General features: G+C 67.9%; 23 protein-coding genes. 4 read left to right on the top strand and 19 right to left on the bottom strand.

The genetic code is table 11. The features are described from left to right. Positions 1 to 21 precede the first annotated feature (21 nt). From AC6EH9_RS00930 to AC6EH9_RS00910, 5 genes are all read right to left on the bottom strand, one after another. On the bottom strand, positions 22 to 1,530 hold the full coding sequence (locus AC6EH9_RS00930) for an SGNH/GDSL hydrolase family protein (protein WP_498419667.1): 1,509 nt from the start codon (positions 1,528 to 1,530) through the stop codon (positions 22 to 24). After that, on the bottom strand, positions 1,530 to 2,189 hold the full coding sequence (locus AC6EH9_RS00925) for a hypothetical protein (RefSeq protein ID WP_498419665.1): 660 nt from the start codon (positions 2,187 to 2,189) through the stop codon (positions 1,530 to 1,532). The genes AC6EH9_RS00930 and AC6EH9_RS00925 overlap by 1 nt, the downstream gene beginning before the upstream one ends. Before the next feature lie 143 nt (positions 2,190 to 2,332). Next, positions 2,333 to 2,533, bottom strand: a complete 201-nt coding sequence (locus AC6EH9_RS00920) for a hypothetical protein (RefSeq protein ID WP_498419664.1) — start codon at positions 2,531 to 2,533, stop codon at positions 2,333 to 2,335. After that, positions 2,530 to 3,252, bottom strand: coding sequence for a hypothetical protein (locus AC6EH9_RS00915; RefSeq protein ID WP_498419662.1), 723 nt, complete (start codon positions 3,250 to 3,252; stop codon positions 2,530 to 2,532). The genes AC6EH9_RS00920 and AC6EH9_RS00915 overlap by 4 nt, the downstream gene beginning before the upstream one ends. Next, a complete protein-coding gene (locus AC6EH9_RS00910; protein WP_498419660.1) occupies positions 3,249 to 3,872 on the bottom strand; it encodes a hypothetical protein in 624 nt (207 codons plus the stop codon). Before AC6EH9_RS00910 ends, AC6EH9_RS00915 begins: the two co-directional genes overlap by 4 nt. A gap of 143 nt (positions 3,873 to 4,015) precedes the next feature. Between AC6EH9_RS00910 and AC6EH9_RS00905 the strand changes: the two genes are divergently transcribed. From AC6EH9_RS00905 to AC6EH9_RS00895, 3 genes are read left to right on the top strand one after another with little or no spacing between them, the layout of a single operon-like run. Continuing rightward, positions 4,016 to 4,204 (top strand): hypothetical protein, encoded by a 189-nt coding sequence (locus tag AC6EH9_RS00905; RefSeq protein WP_498419658.1) that lies wholly within the window; start codon positions 4,016 to 4,018, stop codon positions 4,202 to 4,204. Beyond that, positions 4,204 to 4,377 (top strand): hypothetical protein, encoded by a 174-nt coding sequence (locus AC6EH9_RS00900; protein WP_498419657.1) that lies wholly within the window; start codon positions 4,204 to 4,206, stop codon positions 4,375 to 4,377. The genes AC6EH9_RS00905 and AC6EH9_RS00900 overlap by 1 nt, the downstream gene beginning before the upstream one ends. Before the next feature lie 8 nt (positions 4,378 to 4,385). Continuing rightward, positions 4,386 to 4,622, top strand: coding sequence for a DUF6221 family protein (locus AC6EH9_RS00895; protein ID WP_498419655.1), 237 nt, complete (start codon positions 4,386 to 4,388; stop codon positions 4,620 to 4,622). A 321-nt stretch (positions 4,623 to 4,943) separates the two neighbouring features. On the opposite strand, the gene AC6EH9_RS00890 is transcribed toward AC6EH9_RS00895, so the two are convergent. From AC6EH9_RS00890 to AC6EH9_RS00835, 12 genes are all read right to left on the bottom strand, one after another. Next, positions 4,944 to 5,426, bottom strand: coding sequence for a hypothetical protein (locus tag AC6EH9_RS00890; protein WP_498419654.1), 483 nt, complete (start codon positions 5,424 to 5,426; stop codon positions 4,944 to 4,946). Beyond that, entirely contained in the window at positions 5,419 to 5,889 is a 471-nt protein-coding gene (locus tag AC6EH9_RS00885) for a hypothetical protein (RefSeq protein WP_498419652.1), read from the bottom strand. Before AC6EH9_RS00885 ends, AC6EH9_RS00890 begins: the two co-directional genes overlap by 8 nt. Positions 5,890 to 6,047: 158 nt before the next feature. Continuing rightward, a complete protein-coding gene (locus AC6EH9_RS00880; RefSeq protein ID WP_498419651.1) occupies positions 6,048 to 6,974 on the bottom strand; it encodes a tail fiber domain-containing protein in 927 nt (308 codons plus the stop codon). Continuing rightward, positions 6,971 to 8,095, bottom strand: coding sequence for a hypothetical protein (locus AC6EH9_RS00875; protein ID WP_498419649.1), 1,125 nt, complete (start codon positions 8,093 to 8,095; stop codon positions 6,971 to 6,973). The genes AC6EH9_RS00880 and AC6EH9_RS00875 overlap by 4 nt, the downstream gene beginning before the upstream one ends. After that, a complete protein-coding gene (locus AC6EH9_RS00870) occupies positions 8,092 to 8,985 on the bottom strand; it encodes a hypothetical protein (protein WP_498419647.1) in 894 nt (297 codons plus the stop codon). Before AC6EH9_RS00870 ends, AC6EH9_RS00875 begins: the two co-directional genes overlap by 4 nt. A gap of 4 nt (positions 8,986 to 8,989) precedes the next feature. Beyond that, entirely contained in the window at positions 8,990 to 9,859 is an 870-nt protein-coding gene (locus AC6EH9_RS00865) for a phage distal tail protein (RefSeq protein WP_498419645.1), read from the bottom strand. Further along, entirely contained in the window at positions 9,859 to 12,384 is a 2,526-nt protein-coding gene (locus AC6EH9_RS00860) for a phage tail protein (RefSeq protein ID WP_498419643.1), read from the bottom strand. Before AC6EH9_RS00860 ends, AC6EH9_RS00865 begins: the two co-directional genes overlap by 1 nt. Before the next feature lie 8 nt (positions 12,385 to 12,392). Then, the gene (locus tag AC6EH9_RS00855) at positions 12,393 to 12,758 is read right to left on the bottom strand and encodes a hypothetical protein (RefSeq protein WP_498419642.1); all 366 of its coding nucleotides are present in this window, start codon (positions 12,756 to 12,758) and stop codon (positions 12,393 to 12,395) included. A gap of 14 nt (positions 12,759 to 12,772) precedes the next feature. After that, on the bottom strand, positions 12,773 to 13,069 hold the full coding sequence (locus AC6EH9_RS00850) for a hypothetical protein (protein ID WP_498419640.1): 297 nt from the start codon (positions 13,067 to 13,069) through the stop codon (positions 12,773 to 12,775). 2 nt (positions 13,070 to 13,071) lie between these two features. Next, a complete protein-coding gene (locus tag AC6EH9_RS00845) occupies positions 13,072 to 13,314 on the bottom strand; it encodes a hypothetical protein (protein WP_498419639.1) in 243 nt (80 codons plus the stop codon). Between the two features lie 115 nt (positions 13,315 to 13,429). Then, positions 13,430 to 13,990, bottom strand: coding sequence for a phage tail tube protein (locus tag AC6EH9_RS00840; protein WP_498419637.1), 561 nt, complete (start codon positions 13,988 to 13,990; stop codon positions 13,430 to 13,432). Beyond that, on the bottom strand, positions 13,987 to 14,166 hold the full coding sequence (locus AC6EH9_RS00835) for a hypothetical protein (RefSeq protein WP_498419635.1): 180 nt from the start codon (positions 14,164 to 14,166) through the stop codon (positions 13,987 to 13,989). Before AC6EH9_RS00835 ends, AC6EH9_RS00840 begins: the two co-directional genes overlap by 4 nt. Before the next feature lie 31 nt (positions 14,167 to 14,197). Here AC6EH9_RS00835 and AC6EH9_RS00830 point away from each other — a divergent pair, with 31 nt between their 5' ends. Then, positions 14,198 to 14,362 carry a hypothetical protein gene (locus AC6EH9_RS00830; protein WP_498419634.1) on the top strand — a complete coding sequence of 55 codons (165 nt, stop codon included), beginning with the start codon at positions 14,198 to 14,200 and terminating at the stop codon, positions 14,360 to 14,362. On the opposite strand, the gene AC6EH9_RS00825 is transcribed toward AC6EH9_RS00830, so the two are convergent. Continuing rightward, complete coding sequence (locus tag AC6EH9_RS00825) at positions 14,359 to 14,754, bottom strand: hypothetical protein (RefSeq protein ID WP_498419632.1); 396 nt, start codon at positions 14,752 to 14,754, stop codon at positions 14,359 to 14,361. The two genes, AC6EH9_RS00830 and AC6EH9_RS00825, sit on opposite strands and share 4 nt — an antisense overlap. Next, the gene (locus AC6EH9_RS00820) at positions 14,751 to 14,990 is read right to left on the bottom strand and encodes an HK97 gp10 family phage protein (RefSeq protein ID WP_498419630.1); all 240 of its coding nucleotides are present in this window, start codon (positions 14,988 to 14,990) and stop codon (positions 14,751 to 14,753) included. Before AC6EH9_RS00820 ends, AC6EH9_RS00825 begins: the two co-directional genes overlap by 4 nt. Between the last annotated feature and the right edge of the window lie 14 nt (positions 14,991 to 15,004).

Raw genomic sequence — 15,004 nt, 5'->3', positions numbered from 1 at the left:
GCCGGTCATTGGTGGGCGTTCCTACATCGCGCGCAGCCCGGACAGGTCGAGCCCGGCGGTGATGAGCACGTGCGCGGACTCGGTGGGGTGCAGGTGGTCCCAGCAGTACGCGGGCGCGATCTGGTAGTTCACGGCCCCGGTGGGCACCGTGGCGAAGGCCGGGTTGAGCGACAGGGTGGTGGCCGTGTTCGAGGTGATCCGGGCGATCTGCCCGTCCCCGGTCGTGGCGCTCGTGATGCGCATGACCTTCCCCTGGTGCTCGTTGGTAGTCCACGCTTTGCCAGTGTCGGTCAGGGCTGCCGCGGTGACTCCCGTGGCGGTGCCCGTGTCGGAGACGGGACCGCCCGCCTTCCAGAAGCCGCCGTTGAGCGTGAGGACGTTGGCGGAGTTGACCTCGATCTGCGCGGCAGCGTCGATGACCGAGGTGAGGGCGCCTGCCGCGTCGGTCTCGGCTTGGCCGGAGCGGAGCCAGGTGTTGAATCCGGTGCGCACCGCCTCGCGGGTGGGGTTGACGATGGACTGCCCGCTTGCGGTGATATAGCCGTCCGTCGAGGCACCCGGCGCGGGGAGGATGGTGGCCTGGTGGACCTTGAGTCCCTGCGCGGCCAGCAGTCTCCAGAAGATGATCGCGTCGGCCTTGAGGGCCGGCAGCGTCGAGCCGGTGTTGATGTCGTTGATGCCCATGTTGACGAGTGCGTGCTGGGCGAAGCGAGCCAGGGCCATGCGGCGGTAGATGTTCACGACCCGCTTGGCGTAGACGAACGACTCGCCCCCGACTGCGGCGCGGATGACGGGCAGCCCGGCGTTGATCGCGGACTGCGCGAGGAACGAGCCCACGGGGTTGATGATGCCGGTGCCTCGCGCGATCGAGTCGCCGATGACGACGGTGCCGTTGAGCTGGGTGTCGCCGGTCGCTTCAACGAGGACGCCGACTGGGCCGAAGACGAACCCGGTGGCGGCGCTGATGGTGCCGGAGTCCACGGCGTCAGCGTCGTTGACGAAGCCTTCAGCCACGCCGGAGGTGTCGGCCTGCGGGACGCCGGAGGTGTTCGTGGCGTAGTTCGTGGGGAAGTACCCCCCTGCCGAGACGGTGGCGAGGGACCGGACGAAGATCGCCCAGTCGCTGGGGGCGTTGATGAGCACGGGGTCCGAGATGATCATGCTGTTGTTCTCGACGGTCGCGGTGCGCTTGCCGTTGAAGAAGACGGGGATCACGACGTCGCCAGTGGGGCGACCGCCGTTGGCCTCGGGGTTCTCGATGGACGCCTTGACGTCGTAGCTGTTGCCCATCGGCCGCTCGGAGGACCCGGAAGGGAGGTACCAGTTCGCGTACACCAGGCGGACCAGCGCGGCGCCACCCCGGATGACGTGGCGGGTTCGACTGGTCTGGGACGTGATGACCCCGTTGGAGCGCGTGTCGATGATCGACCCTCGGGATGCGACGTTGCGCAGAGGGCGGGCCACTTCGAAGGCGCTGGGGATCTCGATCGTGTCGAGTCGGCGCCCACTGGCGTCCTTCATGTAGGCCATCAGATGCTCGCTTCCCAGATGATGTCGTTGATCTCGTTGCCGTTGGCGGTGTCGACCTTGATGACGACGTTCCCGGCCGGAAGGGGCTGTCCGGCGAGGTCGACGAAGCGGACAAACGTGGCAGTTAGTGCGGCCTGCGACAGCCGCCCACCCAACTCGGCCTCGATGGGCGCGAGCTTGGCGGGCAGCGCGAGGTCGACAGCCTGCTCCACCGTCTCGAGCCCGCTGATCTGCGCCGTCTCGTCACGGATCGCCTCGACCTGCGCAATGAACCCGGCAGCCCCGAAGTCGGGCGGGATCTCCTGCTCCTCGATCAGGTCCGCGAGGTGGGCGTCACCCGCGATCGTGAAGGGGCCGAAGACGCGCACCTTCCACGTGTTCTGGATCTTCGCGGGGTCCATGTAGGTGATGTGGATGCTGGTCTGCCACGTCGCGGGACTGGAGTCGGGGCCAGGCACGGGCACGACAGCCTCGCCGGTCCCGTCAGGGTTGAGCGTGATCCGCCCGCCACCGAGGTGGACCTGCTTGCCGGAAGACTTGTCCACGATGGTGTCGTTCGGGATGTTCGTCGTGAGCCACACCTTCGTGCGGCGCGCATCGAACGTCTCGCCGAGCAGGTCGGAGAGGTTGAAGCGGATGGTTGCGGTGGCGAGTGCCATTGGGCGGTCCTGTCTGTAGGCGGGGCCCTGAGCGGGTGGTCAGCGGGGGTAGATCGGCGAACGGCCAGCAAGCAGCGCCACGAGCAGCGAGCCCAGCGGCATGGCGAGCGCGCCCACGATCACGCCGCGCGCGAAGGTGGGGGTCACTGGCCGGCCCGGTGGTCGCCGCCCGTGGACGTGTTCACCGCGGCGAGGCCGGTGACGAGAGCGACGACGCCGCTCCACAGGGCGACCTCGGGCTCACCGATGTAGCCCTTGGTGAACAGGTAGCCCGCGACGAGGGTCCCGAGCCCGGTCACGACGTAGATCACGAGTCGGAGGGTGGCGTACTGGGTGCTGTTCATGGCTTCTCCCTAGGCAGTCGGTCGGCAGTCGTGTTGATCCGCGCAGGCGTCAGGTCCGCCCACACGGCAGCGGGGTGGTCGGTCGCCCCAGGTAGCGCGGTCGCTCCGTGGTCCTCGACCTTGAAGCCGCTGACGACGATGGACTCGACGCCGTGACGTGAGGCGGTGTGGAATCCCCGGATCGTCGGCGGGCGTCCGTTGGAGTCGGAGTAGATGGCGACCGGCAGCGTCTTGGCGTAGAGCTCGGCGCGCCTGGCTGTCTCGTTGTCGATGTCAGCGCGCGCCACACGGCCCGGGTCGATGCGCTCCACGTTGCGGGGCAGGTGGCGCACGATGGCCACGAAGCGATGCCCGGTCTCGCGGTCTCGCAGCAGCAGGACCAGCATCGACAGCTTGCGCCGGCGCTTGTGGAGGGCGACCCGGAACTCCGAGCGGTCCAGCACCTCCAGCGAGCCACCCACGAGTGCGCCGCTGCCGAGACGATGCCCGCGGATGATCGAGTTCGGCCGCGCGTAGATCGCCCGGAGACGGTTGCGGCCACGGACAGCGCGCGCCATGACGGAGCCGGACTCGATCAGCGCCAGGAACGCGACCGACTGCCGACGACGCCAGCGCAGGATCTTGAGGGCGCGGCGTGCAGGGGCGAGCAGGTGGCGCTTGGACTTGTCGGTGCGCTCGGGGGCGTTGATGACACCGTGACGGCGGGTGCGGGGGGTCATCGCTTGGGTACCTTCCCTGTCGCCTTGCGCGCCTGCCACAGCTCGGTCAGGACGGCGGTGTACGGCTTCACGGCCTCGCCGCGACGCTTAGCCTGTGCGCGTGCCGTGCGGGTCCGCTTGATCTCGGCCAGCAGGTTGGCGCGGGTGGTGGCGACACGGGTGGGGAGAGTCTTCGGCTGCTGCGCCTTGGCCCACTTGATGCCCTCGCGCCAGGTGCGGAGTTGGCGCGGTGCCGGGCCGTCGTCGGGAGCGCCCCGGCCACCGGAGCCGAGCCCGTTGTAGCCAGCAGCGAGCGCCGCGATCTGGTAGGCGGCGGGTCCGTTGTGCGGGCAGCCGTTGAGGACACCGTGCGCGTGCGGGTCGAAGCCCTGCGCGCGAGTCCGTGCCCACGTCGCGGCACCCATCTCGCGGGCGACCTTGATCGTCACAGCGTCGTGCTGCCAGATGTCGAAGGCGCCGCCTGCGGAGTGCGTCCCGCCGCTGGCAGCCGCACCGCCGATGAGTTGCGCGATGTCGATGGACTGCTTGATGACGCCGCGCCGGATCAGCTCGGCCTCGAAGTGGGGCAGCCACTCGGCGAGGCACTCGCACGCGGGCTTGCTGCGGAAGGTGACGGCCATGATGCCTCCAAGGGCAGGGCTGTTGCCCGCGATCGCAGAGGCGAGGCGGGCGCGGATTCGTGGGTAAAACATGCGCCTTACGTATTGACGGACGTATTGACAACGGCTAGATTGGTCTCACAACCACAAGCCAAGGAGCAGTCATGAACCTCATCGCCCTCGCCGCCCAGTTCGACAGCACCGTCCCCGCCGAGCAGGCCGCGGCCGAGATCGTCGAGTCCCTCGACCTGGGCCGCGACTTCGACGCCTACGCGCCGCTCACCGACGAGCAGGTCGCCACGATCCGCGAGCAGCACGCCGAGCAGGTCGCCGACGCCGAGCGGTTCGCCTGATGGCAGCAGTCGAGGACCGCAAGCCGGGCAAGCCCTCGATGGAGGTCAACATCTCGTTTCGCGTCCGCCGCGCTCTGCGGGACGAGGCGCGACAGGTAGCGATGGAGCGTCAGGAGAATGTCTCCGACGTGCTGCGAGAGGCGCTGGAGCGCTACGTGAGGAGCAAGAAGTGAGCGGGTTGGTGGAGTTCCTGCTGGCTCGGCTCGCGGAGGATGAGGGGCAAGCGGTCCTTGCCGCTGCATGCGGCGAGCCTGCCGCAATCCCGGCCCTAGAAGGCACCACCGCCGTTGCGTTCATTCGCCTACGCGCACGACTGCGGGAGGCGGCTATTCTTAGCCCGCTCGGAAGGGTGTTCAACAGGCGGATGGCTCTGGCCTACGCCGACCACCCCGACTACCGCGAGGAGTGGAGGCCGTGAGCGTCGACCGCCTTGAGCACGAGTCGGGACTGCGGCCCCTCGGTGAGTACCCCGACCACTGCGACCAGTGCAGAAGCGCTCATGCCATGCGAGAGCGACAGGCCGCGTGTCCACACGAGTCGGCCGAGGAGGTGCGACTTTGGTCCGGCGAAGTGGTGCAGCGATGGTGTGGCGACTGCCGCCTGAGCCTCCCTCACGCATAAACCCCCGGCGTCGGCGGCGACACACAATCCGGCCCGCAAGTATCGCAGGGGATAACGCTGTGGGCCGGGTGATGGCACGCGCTGCAGGGCATGTCGTGCGAGAGGGGGCGGGGGGTGCTCACAGGTCCTCGTCGTCGATGCTCTGAATCAGCAGCAGCTCGTTCGGAGTCGCCGGGATCGTGCCGCCCAGCGAGATGACCTGATCGCGCAGAGTCGTCGCCCAGCGAGCGATGACCCTGGCCAGCCGCTTCCAGTGGCCGAGCTCGATCGTCAGATCGTCGATGCGCTCCGACTGCTTCCGTAGCTGCTCCTGCACCGCGGCGGCCTTGCGCTCACGTTCCTCGCGCTCACCCTCCTGCGTCCGCTCCATCTCCTCGACCCGCTCACGCATCCGGGCGGCCTCGTCGATGTGCGGCTGGAGAAGGTTCAACGCGATGGACTCGACCACCTTGAGTGTCGTCTGCTGCTCCGCGACGGTCGCGGTGTCACGGTTCGCCTCGCGCGACGCCTTCGCCTGGCGAGCCACGCCAAGGTAGGTGAGGTAGGCAACGACGATGGCGGCGAAAGCGCCGAGTGTGGCTTGCGCGAGGGCGTCAGGCATGGTCGCCCCCGCTGACTGGGAGTGTCAGGACCCGGCGCGGGTTCGGCCACCCGGCGATGATTCGCAACAGGACCGCGATCACGCCCCACAGCATCGCTGCGTACCAGCCCCGCTCGAAGCCCTGCGCCTCGAAGCTCGGCCAGATGTTGTGCGCGGCAGAGGTCAGCACCCACGCCAGCCACGACACCGCGAAACTGACGAGCCGCTCAAAGGGCAGCAAGACCAGCGCGACCATGCCCCACGTGTCGTCATGCTGCGCGCCACGGGAGCCGAACCACGCAGCGACGATCCCGCTGCTGATCCACAGCGCCCCACGCACCCACACAGGGAGCATCTCGTGGAGCACGAACGGTCGCGGCTCCTGCGGGTCGATCATGACGGAGATCCCGAACAGCGCCCACACGACGCCCAGGCCCAGGAGACAGGCGCCGCGATGACCGTACTTCTCGGACAAGAGAGACACGTCGGGTCTCCTTAGATGTGGCATAGGTGCCTGCACTTTCCGCGGCGCTCTGGTGCGTCGAGCGTTCCCCCGCTAGATTCCTTCGACCACCCCGGCCGCCGTAATCGGCCAGTGGGTGTCAGGGGGCCGGGAGCAGGTGCGCCCGGCCCCTGTCCTGGTTAGGTCCCCAGCGCCTCGAGTTGCGCCGCGAGCCCTTCGATCTGTGCCGTCAGGTCCGCGATCTGCTGCTGCTGCCTGCGAGCCACGGCCTGCAGTGCGACGCCCCACGTGGAGTAGGCGAAAGACTCGGGGCCGTTCTCGTCGCAGGTCACCCAGTCGTCGAGGCCCAGGGCGGCGGCCTCTTCGGCGATGAACCCGACGTACCAGGGGGCCTCGGCGCCGAGCTCGGCCACCTCGTCCTTGCGCCGGAAGCGGCGGGGGATCAGCGCGAGGGCTGCGTCGACATCGACCGGCGCCTCGGCGGTGTCCTGCTTGAAGCGGTCCGAGGACGTCGTGCGCCACAGCCGGCCGGTCGTCGGGTCAATGAAGCAATTGGCGGCTGCCGACGTCGTGCCGTGCTGGACCATGACCCCGTTGCTGGCGCCGTCGAGATAGACGCCCTCGGGGGCCGAGACGCGAGCACCGTCCGGGGCCAGGGCGATGTAGGAGTACGTCCCCGCCAGGTTGCCGCGGTACAGCGAGACCGCCATCTTGGCCACGTAGTCGATCTGGTCGGCCGTCCCACCGATGGCACTCAGGCCGCTCGGGAAGTCCGGCGTCGGGTAGTTCCGCACCGCGTAGAAGACCTGCGATCCGGCCTCGTCGAGCAACTGCAGCACGTAGCCGGCAGCCGCAGCCTCCATCGACCGCAGCGGGCCGAAGCGGGTCGCCTCGCCACCGCCCGCCGAGTCGGGATAGCGGGAGATGAAGTCGCCGCCGTCCTCGACCAGGATGCCGCCGCCGTCACGGACGGTGATGCCGCCCTTCCCGATCGTCGCTGACTGCAGACGCTTCGCTGCGTTCTGCTCGCTGATCTTCTTCTCGATCTTGGCGAACCGCTTGTTGATCCAACCGTGACCGGCGTCAGAGTGGCGGGGCTTCGTCACAGCGTCTGCACCTCCACGGGTCGGGCCTCAAGTAGTCGGGGCTTCACGCGGCGCCCGTCGAAGTCGATGTCGACACCCGTCACGCGCACCACCGCGTCGTAGCCCGAGACGATCGCGCCGTCTGCGTTGACCCGCTCGGGGAATCGGGGGCTGATGATGGACACGCCTACGTCGTCGCCGAGGTGCCAGTCGCGCCCGAAGACGGGCGCCGTGTCGAGGTGCGCCTCTAGGGTCAGCTCGTTCATGCCGTCCCAGGTCTGGTACAGCTCGTTGGTGGCGTGAGCGTTGAGGGTCTCCACCTCGGTGATCGACGTCGAGGGAGAGAAGCGGCGCTCGAACTTCGCCCAGCCCGAATCGACGGTGCCGCGGGCGATGTGCTCGGCAGACTCCGGTCGAGACTCGCCCTCGCCTGACGACGTGGCGAGAACACTGTTCGCGCCATTGTCGCTGGAGAAGTCCTCCAAGTAGGTGAAGCCCACGATGTTGCCCGGCAGGGTGAAGCTCGCGGTCGGCCAGCCAGCCATCGCGCCCAGCCTCTGGCGAACCCGGACCACACGCCTCAGCTTCTGGTGCGAGGTGTCGGGCCACTCCAGATCCACCGTGTACTCGATGCCGCGGTCGACCTCGGAGAGTTCGTCGAGCGCCGACTTCACGGTTTTGTCCTCGTCGCTGGCGTACTCGCGCTGACGCAGGACCCCGCTCACGGGCGCGTCGATCACCATCTCCACGCCATCGGTGATCGCGTCGCCGATGATGCCTGCCGCGATCACGGACTGATCGGCCAGCATGTAGGTCTGGTTCTTCACGTAGCGGCGATCGAAGTACGCCTCGAGCGTGACCAGCGCGACGTTGACCCACTCGGACGCATCCGAGAGCCGGCGCACCACCATGCCGCCCCACACGGGCTCATCGCGGTCATCGAGCGCGACCAGCATCGCGCGGCCGGGCAGTGTGTTGGCGTTCCAGCCCCTGATCGGAGCGCCGTTGCGCCACGCGAGGACGTCGATGGTGGTCTCGGTCGCCTCGCCGATGATGCGCGAGACCGCACCCATCTGCTTCGTCTGCAACTGTGGACCCCGCTGGCCGGTGCGCAGGTCGAAGGAGTGCCAGGTGATCGTCACGGGTACGCCACGAAGGTGTAGGGGCTGGCGATCGTGCCCGTGAACAGCGAGCCGTCTCCGAGGCGACGGACGTACACCCTGCATGTGGTCGCAGAGAAGCTCCCCACCTCGGGGACCGCGACGTACTGAGAGTGGGTGAGTGTCACGATGACAGCGGAGGGCACGTACCCGAGATTGTGAGTCAGGGTGAACGCGCCTGCGCTGTTCGTCGTGACCGAGGTGACGATCCCGGTCGCGGGCTCGATGGGGCGCCAGGCTGTCCCGTTCCACCGAACCTTGCGCTTGGTGTCGAGGACGAACGCCTCCTGCCCGGGAGGCCCAGAGGCGTCGAGCCGCGCCGTCGTCGGTACCAGCCATGTGCCACCAGGGGCGCAGGCGTACTGGGTAAAGAGGCGGCTGACTACAGGGTCAGTGGAGCTGGCCACCGAGGGCACGGTGATGCGGGCGATCTCGATCGCCATGCTGGGCAGTGTCGGCGCGATAGGCGCAGACGCCGGGGCGCCAGGGATGATCTCCACGCGCGCCTTGCGGATGCCGTGCGAAGGGATCACGTCGGCGTCGAGCATTCGGGCCACCACCAAGTCGACACGGCTGTAGGTGCCGTCACGCGCGGCGAGCTTCTCGGTGTGCACCGCTGCGAGTGCGCCCCGGTAGACCCCGCCAGCGCCAGCCGGGAGTGCCATCGCGAAGGGCCAGACGGCCACCTCGTCCTGCGAGTCGACCGCCACGTTCCCCGAGAGCGGGCCGTGAGGGATGATCCCCCCACGGACGCCCAGCGGGGCGCCATCGCCAGCGAACAGCCCGGCGTCCGCGCGGCGCAGTTCCACCGAGTCGTAGAAGACGGGGTTGGTCGCCGTTCCAGCCCAGGAAGCATCAAACTCGTGCGGCATCAGGTCACCTCAGCGCGTCGTAGTGGGTGGAGGTGAGCAGGGCGCCGGGGTTGTACGACGCCGCGTTGAACGCCAGCCCATTCACGCCCGGCGCGTACTCGAAAGGCGCGCCCGTCAAGTACCGGGGGGCGCCGTCGACCGTGGCCTCGCGCGTCGTCGGGTCGATCACCACCGTCTCGCCGGCGGCCACCGGGTCATGGAATCGCAGGGTGCGACCCGTCGCGGCGTGGGTGATGGAGAACGGGGGGCACGGGCCGGTCACCGTCAGTCGCGGCGGCGTCGTCATGTTGCCCTTGTTCTCCGTCACCAGCACGCCGCCAGTCACCACGGCCGGGATCGAGAACGGGGGCGAGATGGGCAACGACAGGCCCCCCGTGGTCGACGGGAGGCCCGTCGAAACCACGGTCGGCTCCGAGGCGTACCGGCGCGGGTCCGTCGCGATCAGGCTCAGGGAGAAGTCCGCGTGGTGGTCGATCCGCTCAGAAAGGGGATCGCCCTCCATGTACACCATCGCCCACAGGACTCGGCGGCGGTTCGCGACCTCGAGGCGCGTCGGCGCCCCCAGCGGGATCGCCGCCATCAGTCGCTCCACCGCCTCCTCAGCGGCCTCCCCGTCCCGTGCGATCAAGGTGCCCGAAAGCTCCATCACGCGCGGGACCAGGAAGTCAGGGGAGCGCCACCCGCCGTGAGCACCCGAGCGCTGCTCCACCGTCGCCGTGCTGCCCGGCATGTCGTTCCAGCCGGACAGCCCGGTGAGAATCCACTCCACGCCCCAGCCGTCAACCTCGCCGAAAGCGATCCCAGTCCGGTACGGGTCGTCCGAGGACACGTCACCCAGGGAAACCAAGTCCTCCTGCAGCCACGGACCACTCATCAAACCCTCCCAGCCCACGACTCGCGACGGATGACTTCCTGAGCCGCACGAGACGGATCAGAGACACCCTGGATGACGATCTGGCGCGGCTGCTGAGCCGCCTGTGGAACCGAGGCCGCCGCCAGCGTGACCCGCGGTCGCGTCACCCGCGGCCCCGTCACCGTCGCCTTGGGGGTCGCCACCGCCTTGCCCTTCGCGCCCTTGCCGCCGAGCTGGCGGTTCAGCGCGAGGATCTCCTTCTCCAGGCTGAGCAGCGACTTGCCGAGCTGCTTGCCTTGGACCTCGAAGACCTGCGCCGCCGCGTACCCGATTCGATCCGCAGTCGCGTTGGTGGAGTTGAACATCGACTGCGCGTTGAGCAGGTCCGCCTTGGCGCCGCGCGCGAAGTCCAAGATCAGGGCCGTGTTCCCCGAGCCGAGCAGCCCGTTCAGGAACTCGTTCTTGGCGCCCATCTTCCGCAGCTTCGCGAAAGCCTGCTCGACCGCCTGCCCGTTGGTGACCTGCTCCCAGCCCTTCGCCAGGGCCTCGCTCGCCGTGGCCGCGTCAAAGAAGCCAGACTGGAACGACCCCGCGATGGACTCGCGCACCGAAGCGAACTCCGACTTGAGCGAGTCGAAGACCGTCCACTTGGCGTCCAGCTTCTTCTGGATCGTGTCGCGCAGCTTCTTCGCCAGCTTCTCGGCCGACTTCTTGACGCCCTGAGCGCCGTCGTCCATGCCCTTGGCGAGACCCTCAGCGAGCCGGAAGCCAGCGCCAGAGACGCCGCCGCCCTGGTTCCACGACGTCAGCGGCCCCTTCTTGACCGGGGAGCCAGGGAACAGATCCTTGATCGCGCTCGCGACCTTGCCGGCCTTGGCCTTGAGGTCGTCGAACTTCTCGTCGATGCCGTTGAGCAGGCCCTGAATCAACTCGCGGCCGGCGTTCTTGAGCAGAGTGCTCAGGTCGCCGACAGCCTTGGTGACCTTGCTCGGCAGATCCCGGAACCAGCCGATCACCTTGCCGACCGAATCGCCGACCTTCTTGGCGAAGTCCAGCACCGTCTTGGCGCCGTTGAGGAGCGCCGAGCGGAAGTCGATCAGCTTCGAGATGACCTTGAGGATCACCGTGATAATGACGCCCAGGTTGCGAGCCATAGTGCCGATCAGGAAACCCGCCAGCTTGATGAGCGGCGGGAGCACCTTGCCGAGGATGGCCGAGGCGATCTTGAGCACCGAACCCACGAACTTGACCACCGTCATGATGATCTTCTCGAGCGTCGGCTGCCACTCGCGGAACTTCACCAGCAGCTTCTGCACGGCCGGGAGCACCTGTGCCTGGTACGTCTTCACGAGCTGCTCGAAGACGGGGCGCAGGTTCTTCGCGACCGCGGTGACGATGCCCATGACGGCCGGGTAGAGCGTGCCGTAAAGGAACTGGCCCAGGCGGGCGATGATCGGCACCACGTTGTTGGCGATGATGCCGGTCACCTGATGGAAGACCGGGAGCATCTTGGACGCCAGGTAGGTGGCCAGCGCCGTCACGGCAGGCAGGATCGTGGTGCGGAAGGTGGTGGCGACCGTCTGCAGCACGGGCAGGAAGTTGGTGCGGACCGCCTGCCCCACGCGAGCCAGCACGGGGGCGACTTGGGCCGAGAACTGCTGGGCGAACACCTTGACGTCCGCGCCGATCTTGCGGAGCGTCCCACCGAAGGGCTGCAGCGCCTTGCTGGCGCGAGTGAACACCGGGCCGGACTTGTTCAGCATCGTCACGAAGCGTGTGACCACGGGCAGCAGTGCCGTCCCGATGGTCGCCTTGAGGTCGCCAAACTGGGCCGAGAGGATGCGCTGCTGGTTGGCCAGCCCGCCAGACGTGCGGGCAAAGTCGCCCTGAGCCGTCTTCGTCTGGTTCATGATGAGCGCCTGGGCAGCGAGCGCCTTGGTCTGCGGGTCCAGCGCCTCCTTCGTGGAGGCAATCAGGCCCATCTTGAGCGCCTCGGCCTTGAGCGTGGCGTCATTCATGTTGACGCCGAACTTCTTCAGCGGCTCCGTCTCGCCCGTGAGGCCAGACTGCAGGGCCGCCAACGCCTCTTCGGGGGAGACGTTGTTGAACGACGCGAGGTCGCCCGCAAGCTTCACCATCTGCTGCGACATGTCCGCGGCCTTCTTCGGCGCGAGGTCGAGCGAGACCAGCAGGTTGCCCAGCGAGCCCGTGGCGCCGAGGTAGGCGCTCTTGGTGAGACCCATCGACCTGGCAGCCGTCTCGGATGCCTTGACGATCTGCGCCGACGATTTGCCGAAGACGACGCCGACCTTCGACGTAGACTCGGATAGGTCGGACGCCTCGTCGACCGCGCCCTTGAGGAAGCCTGCCGCGAGGCCAGCGCCCCCGATGACAGCGAGGGCGCCGACCTTCATGGCGTTGCCGAACTTCTTGCCCGCACTCCTGCCCGACGAGTCGAGGTCACCGCCGACCTGAGAGTCCACGCTGCGCCCAAAGCCCCGAAGGCTTGGCAGAATGCTGATGAACGCGGAGCCGATCTCAGCCACAACGCCTCCTAGTTCAGGTTGTGCCCGTGGGCGTTGAGGATCGCGCGGACCTGCTCAGGCGTGCGGCCGGCAGCGTCGCCGCGACGGGTGACGTCGGGGCGGTCGGACCAGGGGCGGCCCGGGTGGGGGTCCGGCTTCTTGAAGTTCACGCGAGCGAAGGCGTCGTAGTGATCCATCAGGATCAGTTCCTCGCGCGACACGGGGCGGTCCCACCTGGAGACAGCGGCGGCGACCTGCGAGGTGGTGTCCTGGGCAAGGATCTGCGTCAACCGCAGGGCCTCGCCCCAGGACATCGCCTTACCCACGACCGTGAGTGGCATGTGAAACCGGGTGCGCCAGTCGTACTCGAACGCGCCGCGGTGGGCCGCGATCAAGTCCGCCAGCGCGACTATTCCCCCGGCGTGGCCCCAGCGAGCGCGTTGTACTCGCTCTGCCAGGTCTCGAACATCGGCTGGAAGTCCGTCACGATGTCCATCTCGTCGAACACCTCAGCCTGCCCGGGCGCGATGGACTCGAGCATGTCGAACATGGCGCCGGCGTCCATCTCGCGCTCGCCCATCGCCCTAATGACCTTCATCTTGACGCGCATCGGGATGGTCACCTCGGCGCCGTCTTCCGTGATCCAGGTGAACACCTTGCCGGTGACGGAGTACTCGCGGCCGTTCTTCGTCTTCTTCTTGGGCATGGTCATGCCTTTCGGTGCGCGGATGGTGTGGGTCGCTGGAGAATCTCCAGAACTTGTTCGCGAGTGCGCCCTGCCGCGTCGCCCATGTGGATGACGAGCGACTTGGTCGCCTTGCTTTCGGCGGCACGGAGCGCCGACAGGACGCCGCGCTCCACCGCCTGCTCGATGCGCTGGACGATCTCCTCCAGCGCTTCCTCGTTGAGCACGGGCTTGATCTCGACGTGAGCGGTGCCGATCTTTGCCATTTCGATCTCCTCGCAGGCGCGCGAAGGCGCACAGGAATGGATGGGTGCGCGGATGAGGGGTTGTGCCACCCCCCAGCCAGATCCGCGCGACCGGCTGGGGGGTGGGTTCGTGGGGTCAGGCCGCCTTGAGGGACGTGGCGAAAACGCGGGCGTTGTAGCCGAGTTCGTCGTCGCGCTCGCCCTCGATGGTCACCTCGTAGCCGATGGCCTCGCCGTTGGCGTACACCTTGTCGCCGACCTCGGAGACGAAGCCGCGGGGGATGTGGACGCGCTCCAGTTCGGCGCCGTCCACCACGTCGAGGATGAAGTCGTGACCCGGGTCGACAGCGTTGGCGTCGATGTCGTAGGAGCCCTCCGTGGCGCCGGGGGTCACCGTGGTCTTGTAGTAGAGCTCGATGACCTCCTTCTTGGTCTCGAGCAGGACGAAGGTCCACGTCGGAAGGTCCTCGGTGGGCGTGCGGATCGTGCGCACCGTGGCGCCGTTCTGCCACGCCTTGATGCGGTTGACGTCGCCAGAGCCGGGCTGCGCCTCGGTCACGCCGTCCTCGCCGATGTAGCCGAGGTCGACGCGTGGGGCGATGGCGCTGGATGTGCCGGTCGGGGCGGTGGTGCCGATCGGACCCGCGCTCACCGCGCCAGTGACCGCCACGCGGACGTTGCTGCTGTCGAGGCTCATGCCTCCTCCTTCTTGGTGGTGGTGCGCGGCGCGGTGCCGCTCTTGCCGCTGGCGCGGTCAGCGGATGACTTGGGGGGCTCGGACCAGCCCTGCGAGGCGTACATCGGCACCATGTCGGCGGCGACCTTGAGCCTCTTGGTGCTGCCCGGGTGAGTCAGGGTCACAAGATTCGGCACGGGAGCCTCCGGGGCGTCGTAGGGTGCACGGATGAAGAAGACCCAGGTGGATCAGGCGGGCGACGTCCGCTGCCCGAAGTGCAACGCGAAGTCGTTCTCGATGAAGCGCAGCGTCAAGGGGAAGATGATGGGCGGGCTACTCGCGCCCAAGCGGCTCAAGTGCCAGGGGTGTGGCGCGATGCTCAAAGCGACCTAGGCGACTGCCTCGCCGCGGGTTACGAACTCGAACGTCATGTAGCGGCGGGCGCGGCCGTTCTCGTCGGGAATCGGTGACGGGCCCCCCGGATTGCGGACGCGGAGAATGGGGCCGTCGTTGGTGGAGGCGTTCAGCAGAGCGCGGACCATCGACGCGCACTCGTTGACCTCGAACTCCGTGTCAGCCCAGACGTTGACGCCGAGGCGAGGGAAGTCGCGCACGTCGGTGGACGCCCCGCCATCGCGACGGACGGTCACCACTTGATCGTGCTTGCCCTTCTTCGGGTAGGCGTTCCCCACATGCACCTTGGGCCACCCGTAGGCGAACAGGTGCCGGCGCAAGTAGTCCGCGGCCCAGAGTTCGATGTCGGGGAAGACGATCACCGGGGTCATCGGGCGGCATCCAGGGCTCGGGCGAGGTTGCCAGTGTTGGCCTCGACGACCGCGGCGTAGTCGACGTCCGCGATCACGCGGGCGACAACACGGTCCGTCACGTCGTACACAACCTCGATGCTGCCCTGGTACCACCCCGACACGACCGGGGCGTTGGCGCGAGCCTCTGCTGCGACAGCCTCCGCGGGGTCCTCAATCGCAGCCTTGCCGACGTCGCCCTTGAGCAGCTCGGCCATTGCGCGATGGTTCA

The sequence above is a fragment of the Nocardioides sp. Z21_20 genome, assembly GCF_059766585.1.
This window is presented reverse-complemented; position numbering and strand designations above follow the sequence as displayed.